Below are 16,583 nucleotides of genomic sequence, written 5' to 3'. Positions count from 1 at the left end.
TCCTGAAGTTTCGACGGCAGCAGCGCCTCCCGGATGGTCAGCTCCACTTTTGTCTCTTCTGTCATAGGTTCGGTTTTCACCGCTCCAATCAGCTCCAAGGACTCTTTGAGTCCGCTTCGTTCTGCCAAAGCCCCTTCGCTCCACGGACGTTACTCCGCTTCATCGCTACTATGGGCTTCTCCGACTCCCCAATCTCCAGCTCGATCCTTATGGCTTCGGCTCGGGCCGCGTTCCGTCCCGCTCTCGCGCGACGAAACCCAAGACCAGGGTCTCCCAGTCTGCCCAACCCCACCTTCCCTGCGCGCTGCCCCCTGCGACCCCGGAGGTCTTCACCGTTGCTCGTGAACATCCCTTCACGGTGAATGCTAGGCTTCGGCTCCTCCGAGAGATTGGCCGACCTCACTAAGCGTAACGAGGCTCTTCTAGCAGGCTGCTGAAAAAAGAAGGAGTTCGTCAGAAAAAGTACAACCTTACCTGCGCGAGCGGGTTGGTCAGGGATGCGAGGACGTTCCACTGCCCAAACCAGCCTGATTACTTTGCTCAACGTCGAGAGCCGGATTCCGGAGCGGCATCCGATTCGCGAGATCAAGCGTCTGATCGGGAAAGTCTTTCGGGAATTGGATAGTTACTTTGATGATCTTTATGCCGAGGGCGGGCGGAGCTCGATTCCGCCGGAGCGCTTGTTGGGCGCCAAAGTATTGATGGCCCTCTATACGGTGCGCAGTGACCGGCAGTTTTGTGAGCGGCTGCGCTACGACCTGCTTTTCCAATGGTTTTTGGAGATCAATCCCGATGAAGAGGAAGCGATCTTCGATGCCAGTAGCTTTAGTAAGAACCAGGAGCGGCTGATCCGGCATGCCGCCGCGGAAATCTTCTTCGCCCGGGTGGTGGAGTTGGCGCGGGCAGGACGCTGGGCGAGCAACGAGCACTTCAGCGTGGACGGAACCCTGATCGAAGCGTGGGCGAGCATGAAGAGCTTTCGCCCGAAGGACGAGCCGCCGCAGGGCCCTGGAGCAGGCAATCCGTGGCAGGACTTCCATGGGGAGAAACGCAGCAATGACACCCATCAGAGCACGACCGATCCGCAGGCGAAGTTACTGCGCAAGGGTGCGGGCAAAGAAGCCAAGCTCTGCTTTGCCGGTCACGCGGTCATGGAGAATCGCACTGGCTTGTGCGTGCACTTCGAGGTCACGCCTTCGGTGGGGGTGACCGAGAGCGGCCAAGCGCTGGCGCAAATCCGGGAATTGCCCGACCGGGAGTTTGCGCCCCGCACGGTGGGAGCGGACAAAGGTTACCACAGCAAGGACTTCGTCCAGGGTTGCCGCGAACTGGGGGTGGCCCCGCACGTCGCCGAAGTCAAAGACCGACGGGTTGAAGGCTTTGATGGGCGAACGAAAAAGAAGGGCTACCAAACCAGTCAGCGCATCCGCAAACGGATCGAAGAAATCTTCGGCTGGATGAAAACCACCGGCGGGTTCCGCAAGACGCGCTATCGCGGTGTGGAGCGGACCCACTTTTGCGGGCAAATGGTGGTAGCCACCTACAACTTACTGCGCCTGGCCAAACTCAACCTGGAAGCGATGACGGCGGCCCCACCACCCACGGAGGTGGGCGCGTGAGCGCCCGGGTGTGGCGGAGTGCGCCCGGAGTTGGCGCACGGGGCGAGAAAACGCGGTGCACGGCCACCGCAAAACGCAAAAACTAACCTCTTTTCGTGAATTTGAGTGGCCTCACCTCAAAATTCCCCGCTTTTTCAGCAGCCTGCTAGGTTTGCTTGCGCTGCGGCTCACAGGTTCGATCCACGGAGCTTCAACCCCAGGATTGCTCCCAGAATCGTCCGCTTCTCTACAAGCTCGATGTTCAGTTGGCTTGACGAACACTTTTCAGTTCATGGGTTTGGGTTGGCGGTGCTGGCGCACCAGAGGTCGCAGAGAAGAAGTGTAGAGGCGCTGGGTGGAGTAAAAACCGCGAATGGACGCGAATCGGAAACGCATTCATCCTCCTCCTCTATTCGCGTCCATTGGCGCCCATTCGCGGTTAAAAAAATCTACGCGAGCTGCTACACTTTTCAGGTTAGCACTGCCGATGACACGGATTCCCCCCCTTTCTGCCGCGCCTGAAATCCGTGCCATTCGCGCAATCCGTGGTCAAAATTTCTTTTGTCCGATTTTCGGTACCTCTACACCCATTCAATGCGCATTCTCTCTCCCCTGCTCGCCGCACTGCTCCTCGTCACCGGCCTCCCATTGCTGACCCGCGCCGCCGATACTCCCGCGGCGGCCACGCCGAAAACCTCGGTGTGGAACGGCTATGAAAAACTCGACTTCGAAGTCGCCGGCAAACCCGCCTTGCTCGTCAAGCCAAGGACCCCGGCCCCGGGCAATCCGTGGATCTGGCGCACGGAATTCTTCGGGCACGAACCGCAGGGCGATATCGCGCTCCTCGGACTCGGCTGGCACGTCGCCTACCTCAAAGTCAGCGACATGTATGGCGCGCCCGCGGCCATCGATTTGATGAATCAGTTTCACGACTACGTCACTAAAACCTATGGCTTGAATCAGCGCGTCGTCCTCGAGGGCTTCAGCCGCGGGGGCCTCTATGCCGTGAACTTCGCCGCCGCGCATCCGGACAAAACCGCGGCCCTCTATCTCGACGCCCCGGTGCTCGACATTCGCAGTTGGCCCGGCGGCAAAGGCGCGAGCAAAGGCGATGCGCGTTGCTGGAAACAGGCGATGGACATTTACGGACTCACCGAGGACACCGCGAAGGATTTCAAGGGCAACCCGCTCGATCACATTGATGCGCTCGCCGCGGCGAAGATTCCAATCCTGGCAATCTGCGGCGATGCGGACAAGACGGTGCCCTATCCCGAGAACACCGCCATCCTCCAGGAGCGTTACAAGAAATTGGGCGGCAACATCGATGTCATCCTCAAGCCCGGCGGCGACCATCATCCGCACAGCCTGAAGGATCCCCAGCCGATCGTGGATTTCCTCACGAAATACGCGTACGCGAAGTAGGGTGGAAAGTTCTTAGTTCTTAGAGACTGTGAAAGAAATCGTCAGTGAAGTCTCAGGCCCGCGAATCACACAGATGACGCGAATGAAAAACACTCCATTCGTGTCATTCGCGTGATTCGCGGGCCCTTTTTCACAGTCTCTTAGAGCTCAGTCAGCGAGCGGCTCCGCGACTAAGAACTGAACACTAATTACTAAGCACTACTTCCCACCCGGCCCATATCCCTTGGCCGGCGTGCCGTCGTCATTCAGGTGGCCCGTTGCCCAAAGCAACCCACGCGTGACGAGGTCGAGATAGACGTCGCTGCTCATGGTCTCATTGCTGTGGCCGAGGGTGGTGCCGAAGACTTTGCCTTTGCCGTAGGTATTCGCCCAGATGCAGACGTGGTCCTTCTTGGTGTCCTGGCCGTAGGCTTGCGCAAGCGGGACGAAATTGGGCCACAGCTTTTCGTTTTTGTAGAGCTCGTCGCCGGCGTCGTGCCACACGACCGGGAAGCCTTTCATGATCGGGTGTCCCGCGTTGATCGGCTTCACGTCGAGATCGCGCTTGGTTTCGTGGCTAAAGGAACTTTGGCCGATGAGCTTCCGCCACTCGTCGGTGGAGGCCTGGCGATAGCTGTGGGTCGAGCAATGCACCACGACCGCGGGCAAGCCCTCGAAGTGCGGCTTGGCAATCTGCTCGACGAAAGCGTCATCCTTCACGAAGCCGAAGCACTCGTTGTGCAACACCACGTCGTAGCCCTTCGCCCAATCCGGCTTCTCGTAAATGCTCACGCGATGCTCGCGGTCCGTGCCTTCACACACGATGGTCCATTCAACATTCGCGCGTTTGCTAATGCCCTCGGAAAGGATCTTCTTCTGGTTCTCGTAGTCGTGGCAGCAGCCGCCGCAAACCATGAGCGCGTGGATGGGTTTCGGCTTGTCCTCGGCGAGAGCAGTGATGGCAAAGACAGTGGCCAGAAAGAAGGAGAGAAGACGACGCATGATGATGGAGTGAGATAGGTAAGTGATTACTTGGCCGCGCCAAGCGTGAAGTTCCATTCTTTGATCGGACTGGGCGTGTGTTCGCGGGCGATAATCTCGCGCGCCTTGGCGACGATTTCCGGATGCTCGGCCGCGACGTCGTGGGATTCCGTGCGATCGCTGGCCAGGTTATAGACTTCGAAGTTCGCGTTGGGGTTCTTCTTGATCTTGTTCGCGATCGCCTTCCAGTCGCCCATGCGCACAGCCACGGCGCCGCCGGCGCTCTGGTATTCCCAGTAGAGAAAGTCGTGCTGCTTTTGCTGTGCCGGTTTTCCGAGGAGCGTCGGCAGATAGCTAAGGCCATCGGTATCCGCCGGCGGCGGCACGCCGTTCAGCTCCGCCATGGTCGGCAGGAAATCGTAGAACACGGAGGCCTGGTCGGTGGTCACGCCCGTCTCAATCTTTCCTGGCCAGCGGGCGATGAGCGGCGTGCGAATGCCGCCTTCGTAAAGGTCCTGCTTGTAACCGCGGAAGCCGCCGGTGCTCTGGAAAAAGACCGGATCGGTGCCGGCCAGCGGGAAGACAGCGCCGTTGTCGCTGGAGAAAAAGACCAGCGTGTTGTCGTCGATGCCGAGTTCCTTGAGCAGCGCCATGAGCCGGCCGACGTCGCGATCCATGCGCGTGATCATCCCGGCATATGCGGCGCGCGGCGTTTCGTTGTTCGCGTAGTGCTTGGTGTTGCGGAAGGGCGTCTCCGTCCACTGACCGTGATATTCCGACATGGAATCCTCCGGCACCTGCAGGGAAAGATGCGGGATGGTGAAAGCGAGATAGAGGAAGAACGGCTTGTCGTGATGATCGCGGACGAATTTCAGCGCATCGCTGGCCATCACGTCGTGCGAGTAGATCTCGCCCTTCGGCTCGATCACGCCCTTCATACTCACGTCGTAGGAGGGATTGCCCGCCAGCGTCTCGCGCTCATTATTCCGCCAGAGATACGGCGGGTAATAAGTGTGCGCCATGCTTTGGCAGAGGTAGCCGAAGCTATAGTTAAAACCCATGTCGCGTGGGCTGCTATGATCCTCCGGCATTCCGAGCCCCCACTTGCCAATGATGCCGGTGTAATAGCCGGCATTCTGCATGAGCCGCGCGACAGTGAAGGTGTCCTGCGGCATCGGGCGCTGCCCTTCCTCACTGGGACCGCGCTGCGCATTGTCGCGAATCGCCGCGTGTCCCATATGCCTGCCCGTCATCAGTGCGCACCGGCTCGGCGCGCAGACGGAGCATCCCGTGTAATGCTGCAGGAAGCGCATCCCGTCCGCCGCGAGGTGATCGATATTCGGCGTGCGGATTTTCTGCTGCCCGTAGCAACCGAGGTCGCCGATCCCGAGGTCATCCGCGAGGATGAAGATCACATTGGGCTTCGCCGGCGTGGCGGGCTCTGCGGCAAAGGCACAGCCCGCCAGCGCCGCGAAGAAGAGCGCGGTGAGACGGTTCATGGGGGGAGTTTAAAGTTTTAAGATTTAAGTTTTAAGGACTCCGCGAGGGAGGAGATTCGTCCGCCTGCAAAAGGCGTTCGAAACAACGACTTAACACTTAACACTTAAAACTGACCACTATTTCCCGCCCGGGCCGTAGCCCGTGGCCGGAGTGCCGTCGGCGTTGATGTGATTCGTCGCCCAGAGGAGGCCACGGGTCACGAGATCGAGATAACGGGGATCGGCCACGGTGTCGTCGTTATGGCCGAGCGTGGTGCTGAAAACGCGGGTCTTGCCGTTGTAAAGGTTCGTCCAGATGTCCACCCAATCCATCGTCTTGTCTTCCGTCGTTTCCTTCCCGTCGGCGTCCTTCTTCTTCACCGACACCACTTGCAAGCCGTGCGCCAGCGGGTGCGCGGTGTCGAGGATCTTGATGTTGTTGTAGTGCTCTTCGTTGATCGTGGTCCAGTCGGACATGCCCTTCGTGATCGGGCTCTCCTTGTCGAGGATCTTGACGTCGATCGGCTTTTGCGGGCCGTGGCCGCTCGATTGCAGGCCGAGATACTTGAACCAATACGCGTGCGGCGCATCGAGATCCGTCACCGCGTCATTCGGGTTGCCAATGCGATAGCAGTGCATGGCGCAGTGCAGGTTCACGCCGGGGATGCCCTCGCGATGCGGCGCCAGCACGCCCTCCACGACCTTTTGGTCGGAGATGCCCGCCGAGCATTCGTCGTGAATCACCACGTCATAGCCCTTGGCGTAATCCGGGTGGCCATAAATCGGCAGGTTCGGCTTCGTGGCGTCGGGCTTGCCATTCGCGCCCATGGGAAAATCCGCGGTGAAAATGATATCCACCTTGGCGTTTGCGCGCTTCTCGATGCCGGCCTTCAGGATGTCCTTCTGTTTGGCGTAATCGTGGCAGCAGCCACCAGTGACGAGCAGCACCTTGATCGGCTCAGCCGCCTGCGACGAAGCGACGGCAGCGAGGGTGAGAACGGAAAGGGCGAGGGTTGGAACGAGCGATGTTTTCATGAAAAGGGGCTCTAAGCGTATGGGGAAGAACCCCATGAGTCGAGCCATTGTTAGCCCCTCTTGCGCGCTGCCCTTTTCTAAACCAGGAATGGATTTTCGATCCTCAAGCCACGAATCGTCCGCCCATCCTGCAAATCCTCCGAGTAAAGTCGGACGCACCCGGCCCGGAGAGCTCCGGCAACGATGAGTGAATCGTAAAAGCTGTAGCCGGTTTCGTCTTTCACCTCGAGAGCCGACCGGAAAAGATTGGCATCGGGAAATACTTGGCAAAGCGGCGCTAAAACCGAATCGAGAAAGGCCCGCAGATCGTTCCCGGTGAACGCGTGCGCAAACTTGCGTGTCGCGAGATTCAGAAATTCCTGAACGACCTGCGTGCTGACGATCCCCGTTCCCTCGCGCAAGGCACGATCGATCATTTCGAGAGCGCGCTTTTGCTTCGCCGGTTCCCGCGGTTCGAAGCAATAGACGAGGACGTTGGTGTCGAAAAATGCTTCAACGCTCATTCGCTTCGTCGCGACTGAAGCGACGTCCAGCCTGCACGTAACTTAATCGCTCCATCAGCGAATGGAAATCCTCCCGCGGCGCCACCGGTTTCCGAACCGCCACCAAGCGATCCTGCTCAACCAGGATCTCCAATTCCTCTCCCGCGTGCAGGCCAAGCTGAATGCAGACCTCCAAGGGGATCGGCAATTCCCGGTTTGCAGTGAGGATCACGGACATAGCCAAATGCTATCTCTTGCGCCTTGAAAAGACAAGTTATGCGGCGACAACGTCCGAAACTTTGGAGTCGTTGCGCACTGGCGCGCCAGTGCACAAATGGCTCTGCGCCTGCTTCCGTGGATGTGGGTTCAAATCCCACGGGCTCCCACAGAGGACAGCGGTCGATTGTGTCATAACCCCCGCTAAAACGATCGTTTTTGAACAAAACGCGCTAAGTCTTGGCATTTTCACTGATGCTGTTCCAAATGAAATTCGCCCCTGCCGTCATCGCTCTTTGTCTCGCTCCGGCCCCGCTCTTCGCGGTCAATGCGCTGGCGCCCAGCACCTCGCCTGTCTCCGCGCCCGCGACGGCGAATTTCGACACGGATCGCGCGGCGCTCCTCCAGGGCGTGAGCGAACTCCCGGCCACCGGCGTTCCCGGCGGCGTTTGCGCGTTTGGACCGCAGGCCTTCGCCGTCGTCGCGGGCAAGGAGGGCAAGAAGGCCGAGCTCCCCGTGGTCGCCGCGGCGCGCTGGGAAAAAGGTCGCGTCGTCGCCCTCGGACACAATGGCTACCTCAGCTTTTTCGACAGCGGCGCGGGCACGCTGCTGGTGAATGCCGCGCGCTGGGCAGCGGGTGACGCCACCGCGTCGACCAAGCCGAAGATCGGCGTCGTCGGCAATGCCTCGCTCCTCGCGCACCTCAAGGGCGCCGGCCTCGAAGCCGAAGCGCTCGACGGCAAGAACTGGAACACACGCCTGCCGAATGTCCGTGTGGTCTGCATCGACGCCCACAAGATCCAGCCCGATGACATCGAAAAACTCGCCCGCTTCGTCCGCGGCGGCGGCGGGCTCGTCACCGCGGCCACCGGTTGGGGCTGGCTCTACGGCGGCAAGGACAAGACGCTGCTCGCCACCGAATTTGCCGGCAACAAACTGCTCGTCCCCGCCGGCCTCGCCTTCACCGCCGGCACCCCGGAAAAATCCACCAGGACCGGCTACACCACTGGCGGCGACCTCACGCTGCTGAACGCCTCCGCCGCACTCAACGCCATCGTCAATCACTCCGCGAAGAAAGTCATCCTCTCGCCCGAGCAACTCGCCCAGGCCGGGGCCACCCTGGCTGATGCCCTGCGCGCGCTGCCGCCTACCGACACGCTGCTCCTCCCACGCCTCGCGGCTCTCGCCGCTACTCCGGGCGCGGCCGATTTCCCCCGCCCCGATCATCCCCTGCTCGCGGATAACGCCATCGCGCGGCTCATCGTCACGCAAGAACTCGAGGCCTATCGCACCGCCAAGCCCGAGCAAATCCGCGCCAATCCCGTCGCCGACGTCTTCCCCGGCGCGGTACCGAAGAATGCGCCGCGCCTTCCGAATCGCGTCGTCGTCATCGACACCAGCGTCCCCGCCTGGCACAGCACCGGACTCTACGCCGCGCCCGGCGAACTCATCAAAGTCCAGGTGCCCGCCGAACTCGCCGACAAGGGTCTCGCCGTGCGCATTGGCTGCCACTCCGACAGTCTCTTTCATCTCGAAAAATGGCAGCGCGCTCCCGAGATTTCACGTCGCGATCCCATCAAGACTCCGGCCAGCACCGCGGCGAATCCCTTTGGCGGCCTGATCTACATCGAGGTGCCCGACAAGCTCACCGCGGCGAAGGTCAATGTCGCCATCAGCGGCGGCGTCGAGTCGCCCCGCTTCGTGCTCGGCGAAACGAAACTCCTGGAGTGGAAGATGCGCCTGCGCATGGCTCCCGCGCCGTGGGCCGAGCTCGAGACAAAGAAAGTGATCCTCAGCGTGCCGTCGGAAAAGATCCGCCAGCTAGACGATCCCGAGGCGCTGCTGAAATTCTGGGACCAGATTCTCGACGCCGAGGCCGATCTCGCCACCATCCCGCACGAGCGCAAGCGCCCCGAGCGCATCGTCCCCGATGTGCAAATCTCCGCCGGTTACATGCACAGCGGCTATCCCATTATGACCCCGCTCGACAAGAGCGTGGAGCACTCGCTCTCCCTCGTCGAAATGAAGCAGGGCAGTTGGGGCCACTTCCACGAACTCGGCCACAACCACCAGGTCGGCGACTGGACCTTCGACGGCACCGTGGAGGTTACGTGCAATCTCTTCTCGCTCTATTGCATGGAAACGCTCTGCGGCAAACCGCCCGGCCAGGGCCACGACGCCATGAAACCCGAGGCCGTCGAGAAACGCCTGCGCGGCTACCTCAGCAGCACGGATAAATTCAACCGCTGGAAGAGCGACCCTTTCCTCGCGCTCATCATGTATCACCAACTGCGCGTCGGTTTCGGCTGGGAGACGTACAAAAAAGTCTTCGCCGAATACCGCGACCTGTCGAAGGAACAGCGCCCCAAAACCGACGAAGAGAAACACGACCAATGGCTGGTCCGCTTCTCCAAGGCGGCCGGGAAGAATCTGGGCCCGTTCTTCGATGCGTGGGGCATCCCGACCAGCACCACGGCCCGCGAATCGATCAACAGCCTGCCCGCATGGATGCCGGCGGATTGGCCGAAGAGTTAGGTCATGGTTGCCGATTCATTTTGCGGACGCTAGTTTATCAGCATGAGCACCGTCGCCGAGATTATCGATGCCGTGAAACACCTCTCCGCAGAGGAGAAGGATGAGTTTCTCGAGAAGCTGCGCGAAGTCGAGTTCGAGGATGCGTGGGATCGACAAATGCAAGCCGATGCCAAGGCTGGCAAACTGGATTTTCTGGTCCGTGAGGGGGAAGACGCCATCCGAAAGGGAGAGTTGCGGGATTGGCCGGGCAAGTCGCAATCGTGATCTCCAAAACAACCCCACAATTCTGGCAGCAATACGCCAAGCTCCCTGCGGAGATCCGCGGACTCGCGGACAAGGCCTATTTGGTCTAGCAGGACGATCCGGGGCACGGTTCGTTGCACTTCAAGAAACTCGAAGGGCACGAATCGCTCTGGTCAGTCCGAATCGGGCGGCAGTATCGCGCACTCGGCCACCGGAAAGGCGAACACATGGTGTGGGTCTGGATCGGACACCATTCGGAGTATGATCGACTCACCAGATAGATGTCCAAGGCATGCGTCGACAGGTTTCCTGTGAGGTGTTTTAATCGGGTGCGAGAGGACGGGTGCGCCATTTCGATCCGAAACGCGCCGGCAACGGTGGCTCCATTGGGGAAATCATCCGGATTTTCCGCACGGTTTTTCCGCACGGTTTGGAATGAAGACTTCAGGCTTTTGGGTGCAACCGCACGCTTCCGCACGGTTTGTCCTATATACAGGGACAAAACCGTGCGGAACGTGCGGCGCACGGTTTGGACGAGGCGCACAGTTTTTTCCGCACGGTTTGAAAACCGTGCGGAAAATGTTTTATTGGCTGCGAGCAAGCCGTGCGGAAAGTGGGAAACAAGGAAGCGAAGGAACGTTCGGCGCGCTCGTAGAGGGCGCGTGGAAAAATTGGTCCAACCTCGTCCAACCCTACCCTCCCCCGCAAATTTTTTGGATTCTCCAAGGCGCAAAGGGGGCTTCAGAAACGAACTGAGAGCGTCAGCAAGCCGTGTCATGGCCAAACCGCAAACAACCGTCCCCAAAAAGATTACTTGCCCGCCTGCCGATGCGTTTGCTTGAGTAAAGCCCATTTCCCTTGGATGTTCCGTCATTCTATGAAGAAAGCTCTCGCTTTGGCGCTCGTTGCGTTGCCTTTGTCCGTTATTGCTGCCGAGCCGCCAGCCCATATCGACGTCAGTAAGCTGCCCGTCCCAATCCAAGTTGATCGACGACGTTGTCGTTCCGGTTCCAAGCGAAATCTTCGGAGTGCTGGACAAGCTCGGCAAGCCCAGCTGGGTGAGTGTGCAACGTCCCATCAATGGCGTGGTCCAACCGACCGGCGAAAGCCCGCAGATCGCGCTGATGCTCGGCTCGGTCATCGCCGAAGGCTTCATCGCGGTCGAAGCCGAAGATGCAAACCAGGTTAAACAAATCGGCAAAAGTGTGCTGTCGCTTTCCACGCCACTCGGCGTCGGTGCCGAGGTGAAGAAGCGGGCGCAGGCCATCACCGATGCGGCCGACAAAAAAGACTGGAACGGCGTTCGCAAGGAGCTCGATGGAACCCTCGACGACGTGAAGAAGGTGATGGTGAAGTTGAACAGTGAAGCCCTTTCCCAACTCGTCAGCCTCGGCGGCTGGATCCGCGGCACCGAAGCCCTGACCGCCGTGGTCGGCAAGTCCTACACCAAGGATGGCGCCGAACTTTTGCACCAGCCGGTGTTGCTCGACTACTTTGAACGCCGTCTCTCCACCTTGAAGCCGAAATACAAGGCCAACCCCATCGTCACCCGCGTTCAGAAGGGCATTCTCGAGATCCGCCCGCTGATCGGACTGACCGACGATGCCGAGATTTCGGAAAAATCCGTTGGTGAAATCAATCGCATCACCTCCGAGCTCACTAAATCGATCAACTCAAAGGCGCCTTAATCTTCGAACTTCTTTTGTGAAACGTTTCGCTCCTCTCGTTCTTGTTCTTTTACTCCTGTCGTTGGGCGCCGGTCCGGCGCGGGCCACCATCGATGACGCGCTCTCGTTCGCGCTCGAGGCGGCCGATCCCTATGTGAAGGAGGGCTTCACCGTCCGTGAGGATTACTGGGGTGGCGACCTGCCGGTCAAGACCACCAAGGCCATCGTCCACCAGCTCTTCAAGGGCAACGAATACTGGTTCTGGATGGGCACCGACCAGAAGGCCGCCAAGATCTCCGTCCACATCTACGATAGCGCCGGCAACCTCGCCGAAGCCGAGTCCTGGCAGAAGCCGCACTTCGCCGCCGCCCGCGTGGTCCCGAAGAAGACCGGCTCCTATTATCTGATCGTGGAAGTGGAAAAATCCCCTGATGAGCGGACCTATTGGTCGCTCGCCTATGGTTTCAAATAACACGAAGTCGTGTGGTCGGGACGATTGGCCGCAGTCGTCCGCCTGGATGCCTGGCCGGCCGGCATACCTCCCACTTCCGGCGCCTTTTCGACCGGCTGAAGGCGCGGGCTTTCCGCGGTGCCGTTTCGACAGGCGCAAGGCCCCGAGCTCGCCGAAGGGCACTATGGCCAGTGCGCCCTCTCTCCTGTGTCCGTAACTGACGCTCAAACTCTACAATTCGAGAGCGCTCGCGTCCTGCAATCGCTCTACGGCAACGATCTCGCGTTGCTCAAAACTCTCGAAAAGACGCTCGACGTCCGGGTGACGACGCGCGACGGCTGGCTGCGGGTGGAAGGCGCGACGGACCGCATCGAGCAGACACGCCGCGTTTTCGACCAGCTCGAACACGCGCGGCAGGGCGGCGTGAGCATCCGGAAACACGAGTTTCTTCACGCGCTCCGCTCCGTGACCGAACCCGAGGAAACCCCGCTGGAGGTGCTGCTCGAGACCAAGGTCCTCACCTCGCCCAAGCGCCCCCCGATCGTCCCGAAGACCGCGGGGCAGAAGGCCTATCTGCAGGCCATCCAGAGCCACGACATGATCTTCGGCGTCGGCCCGGCTGGCACGGGCAAGACCTATCTGGCCATGGCCACGGCGGTAGCCGCGCTGAAGAAGGAGCAGGTCACGCGCATCATCCTCACCCGTCCGGCCGTGGAAGCCGGCGAGGCCCTCGGCTTCCTGCCGGGCGATCTGAAGGAAAAGATCATGCCGTATCTGCGTCCGCTCTACGATGCGCTTTACGACATGATCGACTCGGAGGAGTTGCAGCGGCTCATGGAGCGCGGAATCATCGAGATCGCCCCCCTCGCCTACATGCGTGGCCGCACGCTCAGTCGCGCCTTTGTCGTCCTCGACGAAGCGCAGAACACGACCACCGAGCAGATGTTCATGTTCCTCACCCGCCTCGGGGCGGACTCCAAGGCGGTGATCACCGGCGACCACACGCAGATCGACCTGCCGTCCAACAAGCGTTCCGGACTGGTCGAGGCCATGCAGGCGCTGAAACATGTGGAAGGCATCGCTTTCTGCCACTTTGGCGACAAGGACGTGATCCGGCACGAACTCGTCCAATCCATCGTCCGGGCCTATCGCCGCCATCGCGGAACGGCGGAGCCGGAAACGAAGCATTGATTTTCTCAAACTCCGGCCCGAACCTCCTTCCCCGCCCAGCCCATGCTCGGTTTTTTTGAAAGACAGCGATTGGTAAAAAAGGGATTGGCTTCCTCGAAGCTACGCCGCCGCCGGACGGAGAGCGAATGGCTGCAGGCGCTCGAATATGGGCCGTTGGCCAAGGTCGCGATTTGCGTCGGGTTCATCCTCGGCCTCGCGGCGATCATCTATTCGGACCTGCGCTCGCAACCGATGGAGAAGGTCTTCATCGCTGTGCTGATCTTCCTCACCGCGCTGGCCCAGCTCTGGATCAATCATCCCAAGACCTTCGAGCGCAATTCGCGGCTGGTGCTGATGTTTGGCGTCATGCTGGTGCATCTCGGCATCGTCAAGCTCATCCTCGTCACTGCGGACAACCAGATCCTCAAGGGCATGATCTCGCCGGATGGCTTGAGCGGCCTGGAGCGGCAGCAGCTCTGGAAGCTCTGTGTCCCCTACGCTTTTGCTCCGCTCGTCCTATCCGTGTTGCTCGGAAAGAACCACGGCATCTACGCGGCGATCTTTGTCAGCCTGTGGGGCGCGCTGGTCTATCGCAGTATCGATGCGATCTTTTTGGTGATGAGCCTCATCAGCGGGTTCATCGCCGTCTTCATCACGCTGGAAGTGCGCCGGCGCGTCCGCCTGGTCCGCGCCGGGTTCTTCGTCGGGCTCTCGACCTGGATCCTGGCGCTCATCTTCGGCATGATCGGGCCGATCATCTGGGAATCTCTTGGCGGGACGAATTGGAAGATCATCGGCCTGCAGAGCCTGGTCGCCATCGGCAGCGGCATCGTCACCGGCTTCATGGTCAGCGGCGCGCTACCGATCTTCGAGGGCGCCTTCCGCATCACCACGAATATCTCGTGGCTGGAGCTCGCGGACCTGAACCACCCGCTGCTCAAGCGTCTCATCATGGAGGCGCCCGGCACGTATCACCACAGTCTCGTCGTCGCGAATCTCTCGGAAGCCGCCGCCGAGACCATCGGGGCCAGCGCCTCCATGTGCCGCGTGTGCTCTTACTTTCACGACATTGGCAAGCTGGTGAAGCCGGAATACTTTACCGAAAACATGCGGCGCGACCGCAATCCGCACGATGAACTCGCCCCCACGATGAGCGCGCTGATCATCATCGCCCACGTGAAGGAAGGCGTGGACCTGGCGCTCAAGCACGGCCTCAACCAGGAAATCATCGACGTCATCCAGCAGCACCACGGCACGTCGCTCGCCTATTTCTTCTACAAGCGCGCCCTGCAACAGCAGGAGGACGCACGCGCCGGCGGCAAGATCATGAACATTCGCGAGGAAGATATCCCCGAGGTCCGCGAAGAGAGCTTCCGTTACAGCGGTCCGCGGCCGCAGACGCGTGAAGCGGCGATCATCAGCCTTGCCGATTGCATCGAAAGCGCCTCGCGCAGCCTCGATCGCGTGACCCCGCAGAAAATCGACCAGCTCATCAAGGACATCATCGAGAAGCGCCTGCTCGACGGGCAGCTCAAGGAGTGTGATCTCACGATGCGTGAGTTGGAGGAAGTCGCCGAAAGTTTCCGGCGCACCTTGCAAAGTATGATGCACAGCCGCGTGGCTTATCCCGACGCGAAGACCGATCGCCGGGAGACGCCCTTTCCAGCCTCGCGGTCCACCGTGCCTCCCGTTTCGGCCGCTTGAGTATCCAGGTTTACAATCGTCAACGCGCCGTACGTCTCCGCCTGCCGTGGCTGCGCAAACTCGCCCCCCTGGCGCTCGAACGGTGCCTCGAGCATTCGGCCGATGGCCGTTTCGCCCTGCGGCAGCTCGAGGAAGTAGAGGTCGCCATCGTCACCGACCGGGTCATCGAGGATGTGCACTTGCGCTTCCTGAAGACCCCGGGCGCCACGGACGTGATCACCTTCGAGTATGGCGAAATCGTCATAAGTGCTGAAACGGCAGCAGCCTATGCACGACAATACAAGCATGACGTGAACCGCGAACTTGGCCTTTACATCATCCATGGACTATTGCATCTGAATGGATATGATGACCTGACGCCGGGCGATGCCGAGCTCATGCACCGTACGCAGCAGGACATCCTCGAAGCTTGCCTTGCCGACCTTCCCACCGTCTAATCCGCCACCCTCCTATGCAACCTCGTACCCCCCATTTCGCTTTCGCCTGCTTCACCGCGGGCCTTCTCGCCGGCAGCACCCTTGTGCGTGCCGACCAGGATCTCCCGCCGGTGGATCCCAGCAAAATGCTCAAGGAACTACACAGCCTGCGGGACAAGCAGGTCGTGGATGTGAAGGCCGCGAAGCAGAGCGCCATCCAGCAACTCACCCAGGCCGCCGGCAGCATACCGGCGGGCGTGGCGTTTTGGGAAACCGGCGTCCGGGCCACGCAGATGGATGGTGCGGGCAAGGAGAACGAGCAATTCCGGGCCTGGCAAAATACCGAGGGTGAAATGTACAAGGAACGGCCGGTGCAGAATGCCGTTCACCTTCATCTCGAATGGTTGCTGATCACCGTCCAGCGCTCGAATGGCGCGACGGCCAAGGATTTGCTCCCGGCCATCCTCAACTACACGAAGGAACTGGCTGTCGATCAGGCGGAGATGGAAGCCTTTGTGGACGCGATCAAGAAGGAAAAGGAAGGCACGCCGGGCGTGAAGCCCCGCCGGGGGAACCCGCAACAACAGGATGCCCGGGCGGACGACGAAGTGCGCAAAATGCACGACAAGATTCTTCGAACGGACCTGCAGAAGAGCATGATCGTCGGATGGCTCAAACTCGACGACGCGGTCTCGTTCGATAAATGGGAAATGGTTCCTGGCGCTTACGACGGAATTTACAAGCAGATCGTCCAGCCCGAATTGCGGGCGGAAAGAGACCCCCGCGTCTTCGAATACTGGGACACGAAACTCAAGAAGGAGGCGGATTCCGCGACGAAAAGCCGGCTCGCCTATGAGGTCGAACGCTTCAACAACCAGCGGCGTCCCGAACTGCTGTGGAACCGCGCTCAGGAATACACTTACCTCGGCCAGAAAAACCGGGCGGTGACCGAGATGTTCAATCTCATCAAGCAATTCCCGCTGCACCCGGATGCGTCGGATTGGACGGCCGCGCTCGAAGGCGTGCTCGCCCCGACGCCACCGCCGGATGTAGCTCCGGCTCCCATCAATGGCATTGCCACACCGGGTGTAGCCCCCGTGACCACGGCTCCTGTCGTGACTCCGCTGCCTCCTCCGGTCTCCGTCACTCCGCCGGCTTCCGGGCCGACTCCCACGGCTTTGCTCCCGGGCGCGCAGTAGCTTTCGC

The 16,583-nt window shown here is 60.4% G+C and carries 16 protein-coding genes; 11 read left to right on the top strand and 5 right to left on the bottom strand.

Annotation, left to right across the window (positions count from 1 at the left end):
- The first annotated feature begins 497 nt into the window (after positions 1 to 497).
- Together CFE428DRAFT_RS30855 and CFE428DRAFT_RS30850 are read left to right on the top strand one after the other, a co-directional pair.
- Positions 498 to 1,619 carry an IS5-like element ISCfl1 family transposase gene (locus CFE428DRAFT_RS30855; protein WP_006983667.1) on the top strand — a complete coding sequence of 374 codons (1,122 nt, stop codon included), beginning with the start codon at positions 498 to 500 and terminating at the stop codon, positions 1,617 to 1,619.
- Positions 1,620 to 2,192: 573 nt separating this feature from the next.
- Positions 2,193 to 3,020 (top strand): alpha/beta hydrolase family protein, encoded by an 828-nt coding sequence (locus CFE428DRAFT_RS30850; RefSeq protein WP_006983666.1) that lies wholly within the window; start codon positions 2,193 to 2,195, stop codon positions 3,018 to 3,020.
- A 198-nt stretch (positions 3,021 to 3,218) separates the two neighbouring features.
- Here CFE428DRAFT_RS30850 and CFE428DRAFT_RS30845 read toward each other — a convergent pair whose 3' ends face one another.
- The 5 genes from CFE428DRAFT_RS30845 to CFE428DRAFT_RS30825 all read right to left on the bottom strand — a co-directional run bounded on the left by CFE428DRAFT_RS30845 (position 3,219) and on the right by CFE428DRAFT_RS30825 (position 7,213).
- On the bottom strand, positions 3,219 to 4,001 hold the full coding sequence (locus CFE428DRAFT_RS30845; protein WP_006983665.1) for a ThuA domain-containing protein: 783 nt from the start codon (positions 3,999 to 4,001) through the stop codon (positions 3,219 to 3,221).
- Positions 4,002 to 4,027: 26 nt separating this feature from the next.
- On the bottom strand, positions 4,028 to 5,479 hold the full coding sequence (locus CFE428DRAFT_RS30840) for an arylsulfatase (protein WP_006983664.1): 1,452 nt from the start codon (positions 5,477 to 5,479) through the stop codon (positions 4,028 to 4,030).
- Between the two features lie 117 nt (positions 5,480 to 5,596).
- Positions 5,597 to 6,493, bottom strand: a complete 897-nt coding sequence (locus CFE428DRAFT_RS30835) for a ThuA domain-containing protein (protein WP_042726167.1) — start codon at positions 6,491 to 6,493, stop codon at positions 5,597 to 5,599.
- 77 nt (positions 6,494 to 6,570) lie between these two features.
- Positions 6,571 to 6,996 (bottom strand): PIN domain-containing protein, encoded by a 426-nt coding sequence (locus CFE428DRAFT_RS30830; RefSeq protein ID WP_006983662.1) that lies wholly within the window; start codon positions 6,994 to 6,996, stop codon positions 6,571 to 6,573.
- Complete coding sequence (locus CFE428DRAFT_RS30825; protein WP_006983661.1) at positions 6,986 to 7,213, bottom strand: AbrB/MazE/SpoVT family DNA-binding domain-containing protein; 228 nt, start codon at positions 7,211 to 7,213, stop codon at positions 6,986 to 6,988. Before CFE428DRAFT_RS30825 ends, CFE428DRAFT_RS30830 begins: the two co-directional genes overlap by 11 nt.
- A gap of 245 nt (positions 7,214 to 7,458) precedes the next feature.
- Between CFE428DRAFT_RS30825 and CFE428DRAFT_RS30820 the strand changes: the two genes are divergently transcribed.
- The 9 genes from CFE428DRAFT_RS30820 to CFE428DRAFT_RS30785 all read left to right on the top strand — a co-directional run bounded on the left by CFE428DRAFT_RS30820 (position 7,459) and on the right by CFE428DRAFT_RS30785 (position 16,576).
- Positions 7,459 to 9,726, top strand: a complete 2,268-nt coding sequence (locus CFE428DRAFT_RS30820; RefSeq protein WP_157447705.1) for a M60 family metallopeptidase — start codon at positions 7,459 to 7,461, stop codon at positions 9,724 to 9,726.
- A gap of 42 nt (positions 9,727 to 9,768) precedes the next feature.
- On the top strand, positions 9,769 to 9,990 hold the full coding sequence (locus tag CFE428DRAFT_RS30815) for a hypothetical protein (protein WP_006983659.1): 222 nt from the start codon (positions 9,769 to 9,771) through the stop codon (positions 9,988 to 9,990).
- A 113-nt stretch (positions 9,991 to 10,103) separates the two neighbouring features.
- Complete coding sequence (locus tag CFE428DRAFT_RS41485; RefSeq protein WP_420196905.1) at positions 10,104 to 10,250, top strand: ParE family toxin-like protein; 147 nt, start codon at positions 10,104 to 10,106, stop codon at positions 10,248 to 10,250.
- A 645-nt stretch (positions 10,251 to 10,895) separates the two neighbouring features.
- On the top strand, positions 10,896 to 11,657 hold the full coding sequence (locus CFE428DRAFT_RS30810) for a hypothetical protein (RefSeq protein WP_157447704.1): 762 nt from the start codon (positions 10,896 to 10,898) through the stop codon (positions 11,655 to 11,657).
- A 16-nt stretch (positions 11,658 to 11,673) separates the two neighbouring features.
- Positions 11,674 to 12,108 (top strand): hypothetical protein, encoded by a 435-nt coding sequence (locus tag CFE428DRAFT_RS30805; RefSeq protein ID WP_006983656.1) that lies wholly within the window; start codon positions 11,674 to 11,676, stop codon positions 12,106 to 12,108.
- A 186-nt stretch (positions 12,109 to 12,294) separates the two neighbouring features.
- A complete protein-coding gene (locus tag CFE428DRAFT_RS30800; RefSeq protein WP_042726171.1) occupies positions 12,295 to 13,278 on the top strand; it encodes a PhoH family protein in 984 nt (327 codons plus the stop codon).
- 42 nt (positions 13,279 to 13,320) lie between these two features.
- On the top strand, positions 13,321 to 14,961 hold the full coding sequence (locus CFE428DRAFT_RS30795) for an HD family phosphohydrolase (RefSeq protein WP_006983654.1): 1,641 nt from the start codon (positions 13,321 to 13,323) through the stop codon (positions 14,959 to 14,961).
- Complete coding sequence (gene ybeY / locus CFE428DRAFT_RS30790) at positions 14,958 to 15,398, top strand: rRNA maturation RNase YbeY (RefSeq protein WP_006983653.1); 441 nt, start codon at positions 14,958 to 14,960, stop codon at positions 15,396 to 15,398. The genes CFE428DRAFT_RS30795 and ybeY overlap by 4 nt, the downstream gene beginning before the upstream one ends.
- Before the next feature lie 14 nt (positions 15,399 to 15,412).
- Complete coding sequence (locus CFE428DRAFT_RS30785) at positions 15,413 to 16,576, top strand: hypothetical protein (RefSeq protein ID WP_006983652.1); 1,164 nt, start codon at positions 15,413 to 15,415, stop codon at positions 16,574 to 16,576.
- Positions 16,577 to 16,583 lie beyond the last annotated feature (7 nt).

Origin of the sequence: Chthoniobacter flavus Ellin428 (genome assembly GCF_000173075.1) — a bacterium.
Lineage (GTDB): Bacteria > Verrucomicrobiota > Verrucomicrobiia > Chthoniobacterales > Chthoniobacteraceae > Chthoniobacter > Chthoniobacter flavus.
Note: the sequence above shows the minus strand (reverse complement) of the source record. Positions and strands in the feature narration are given on the sequence as shown.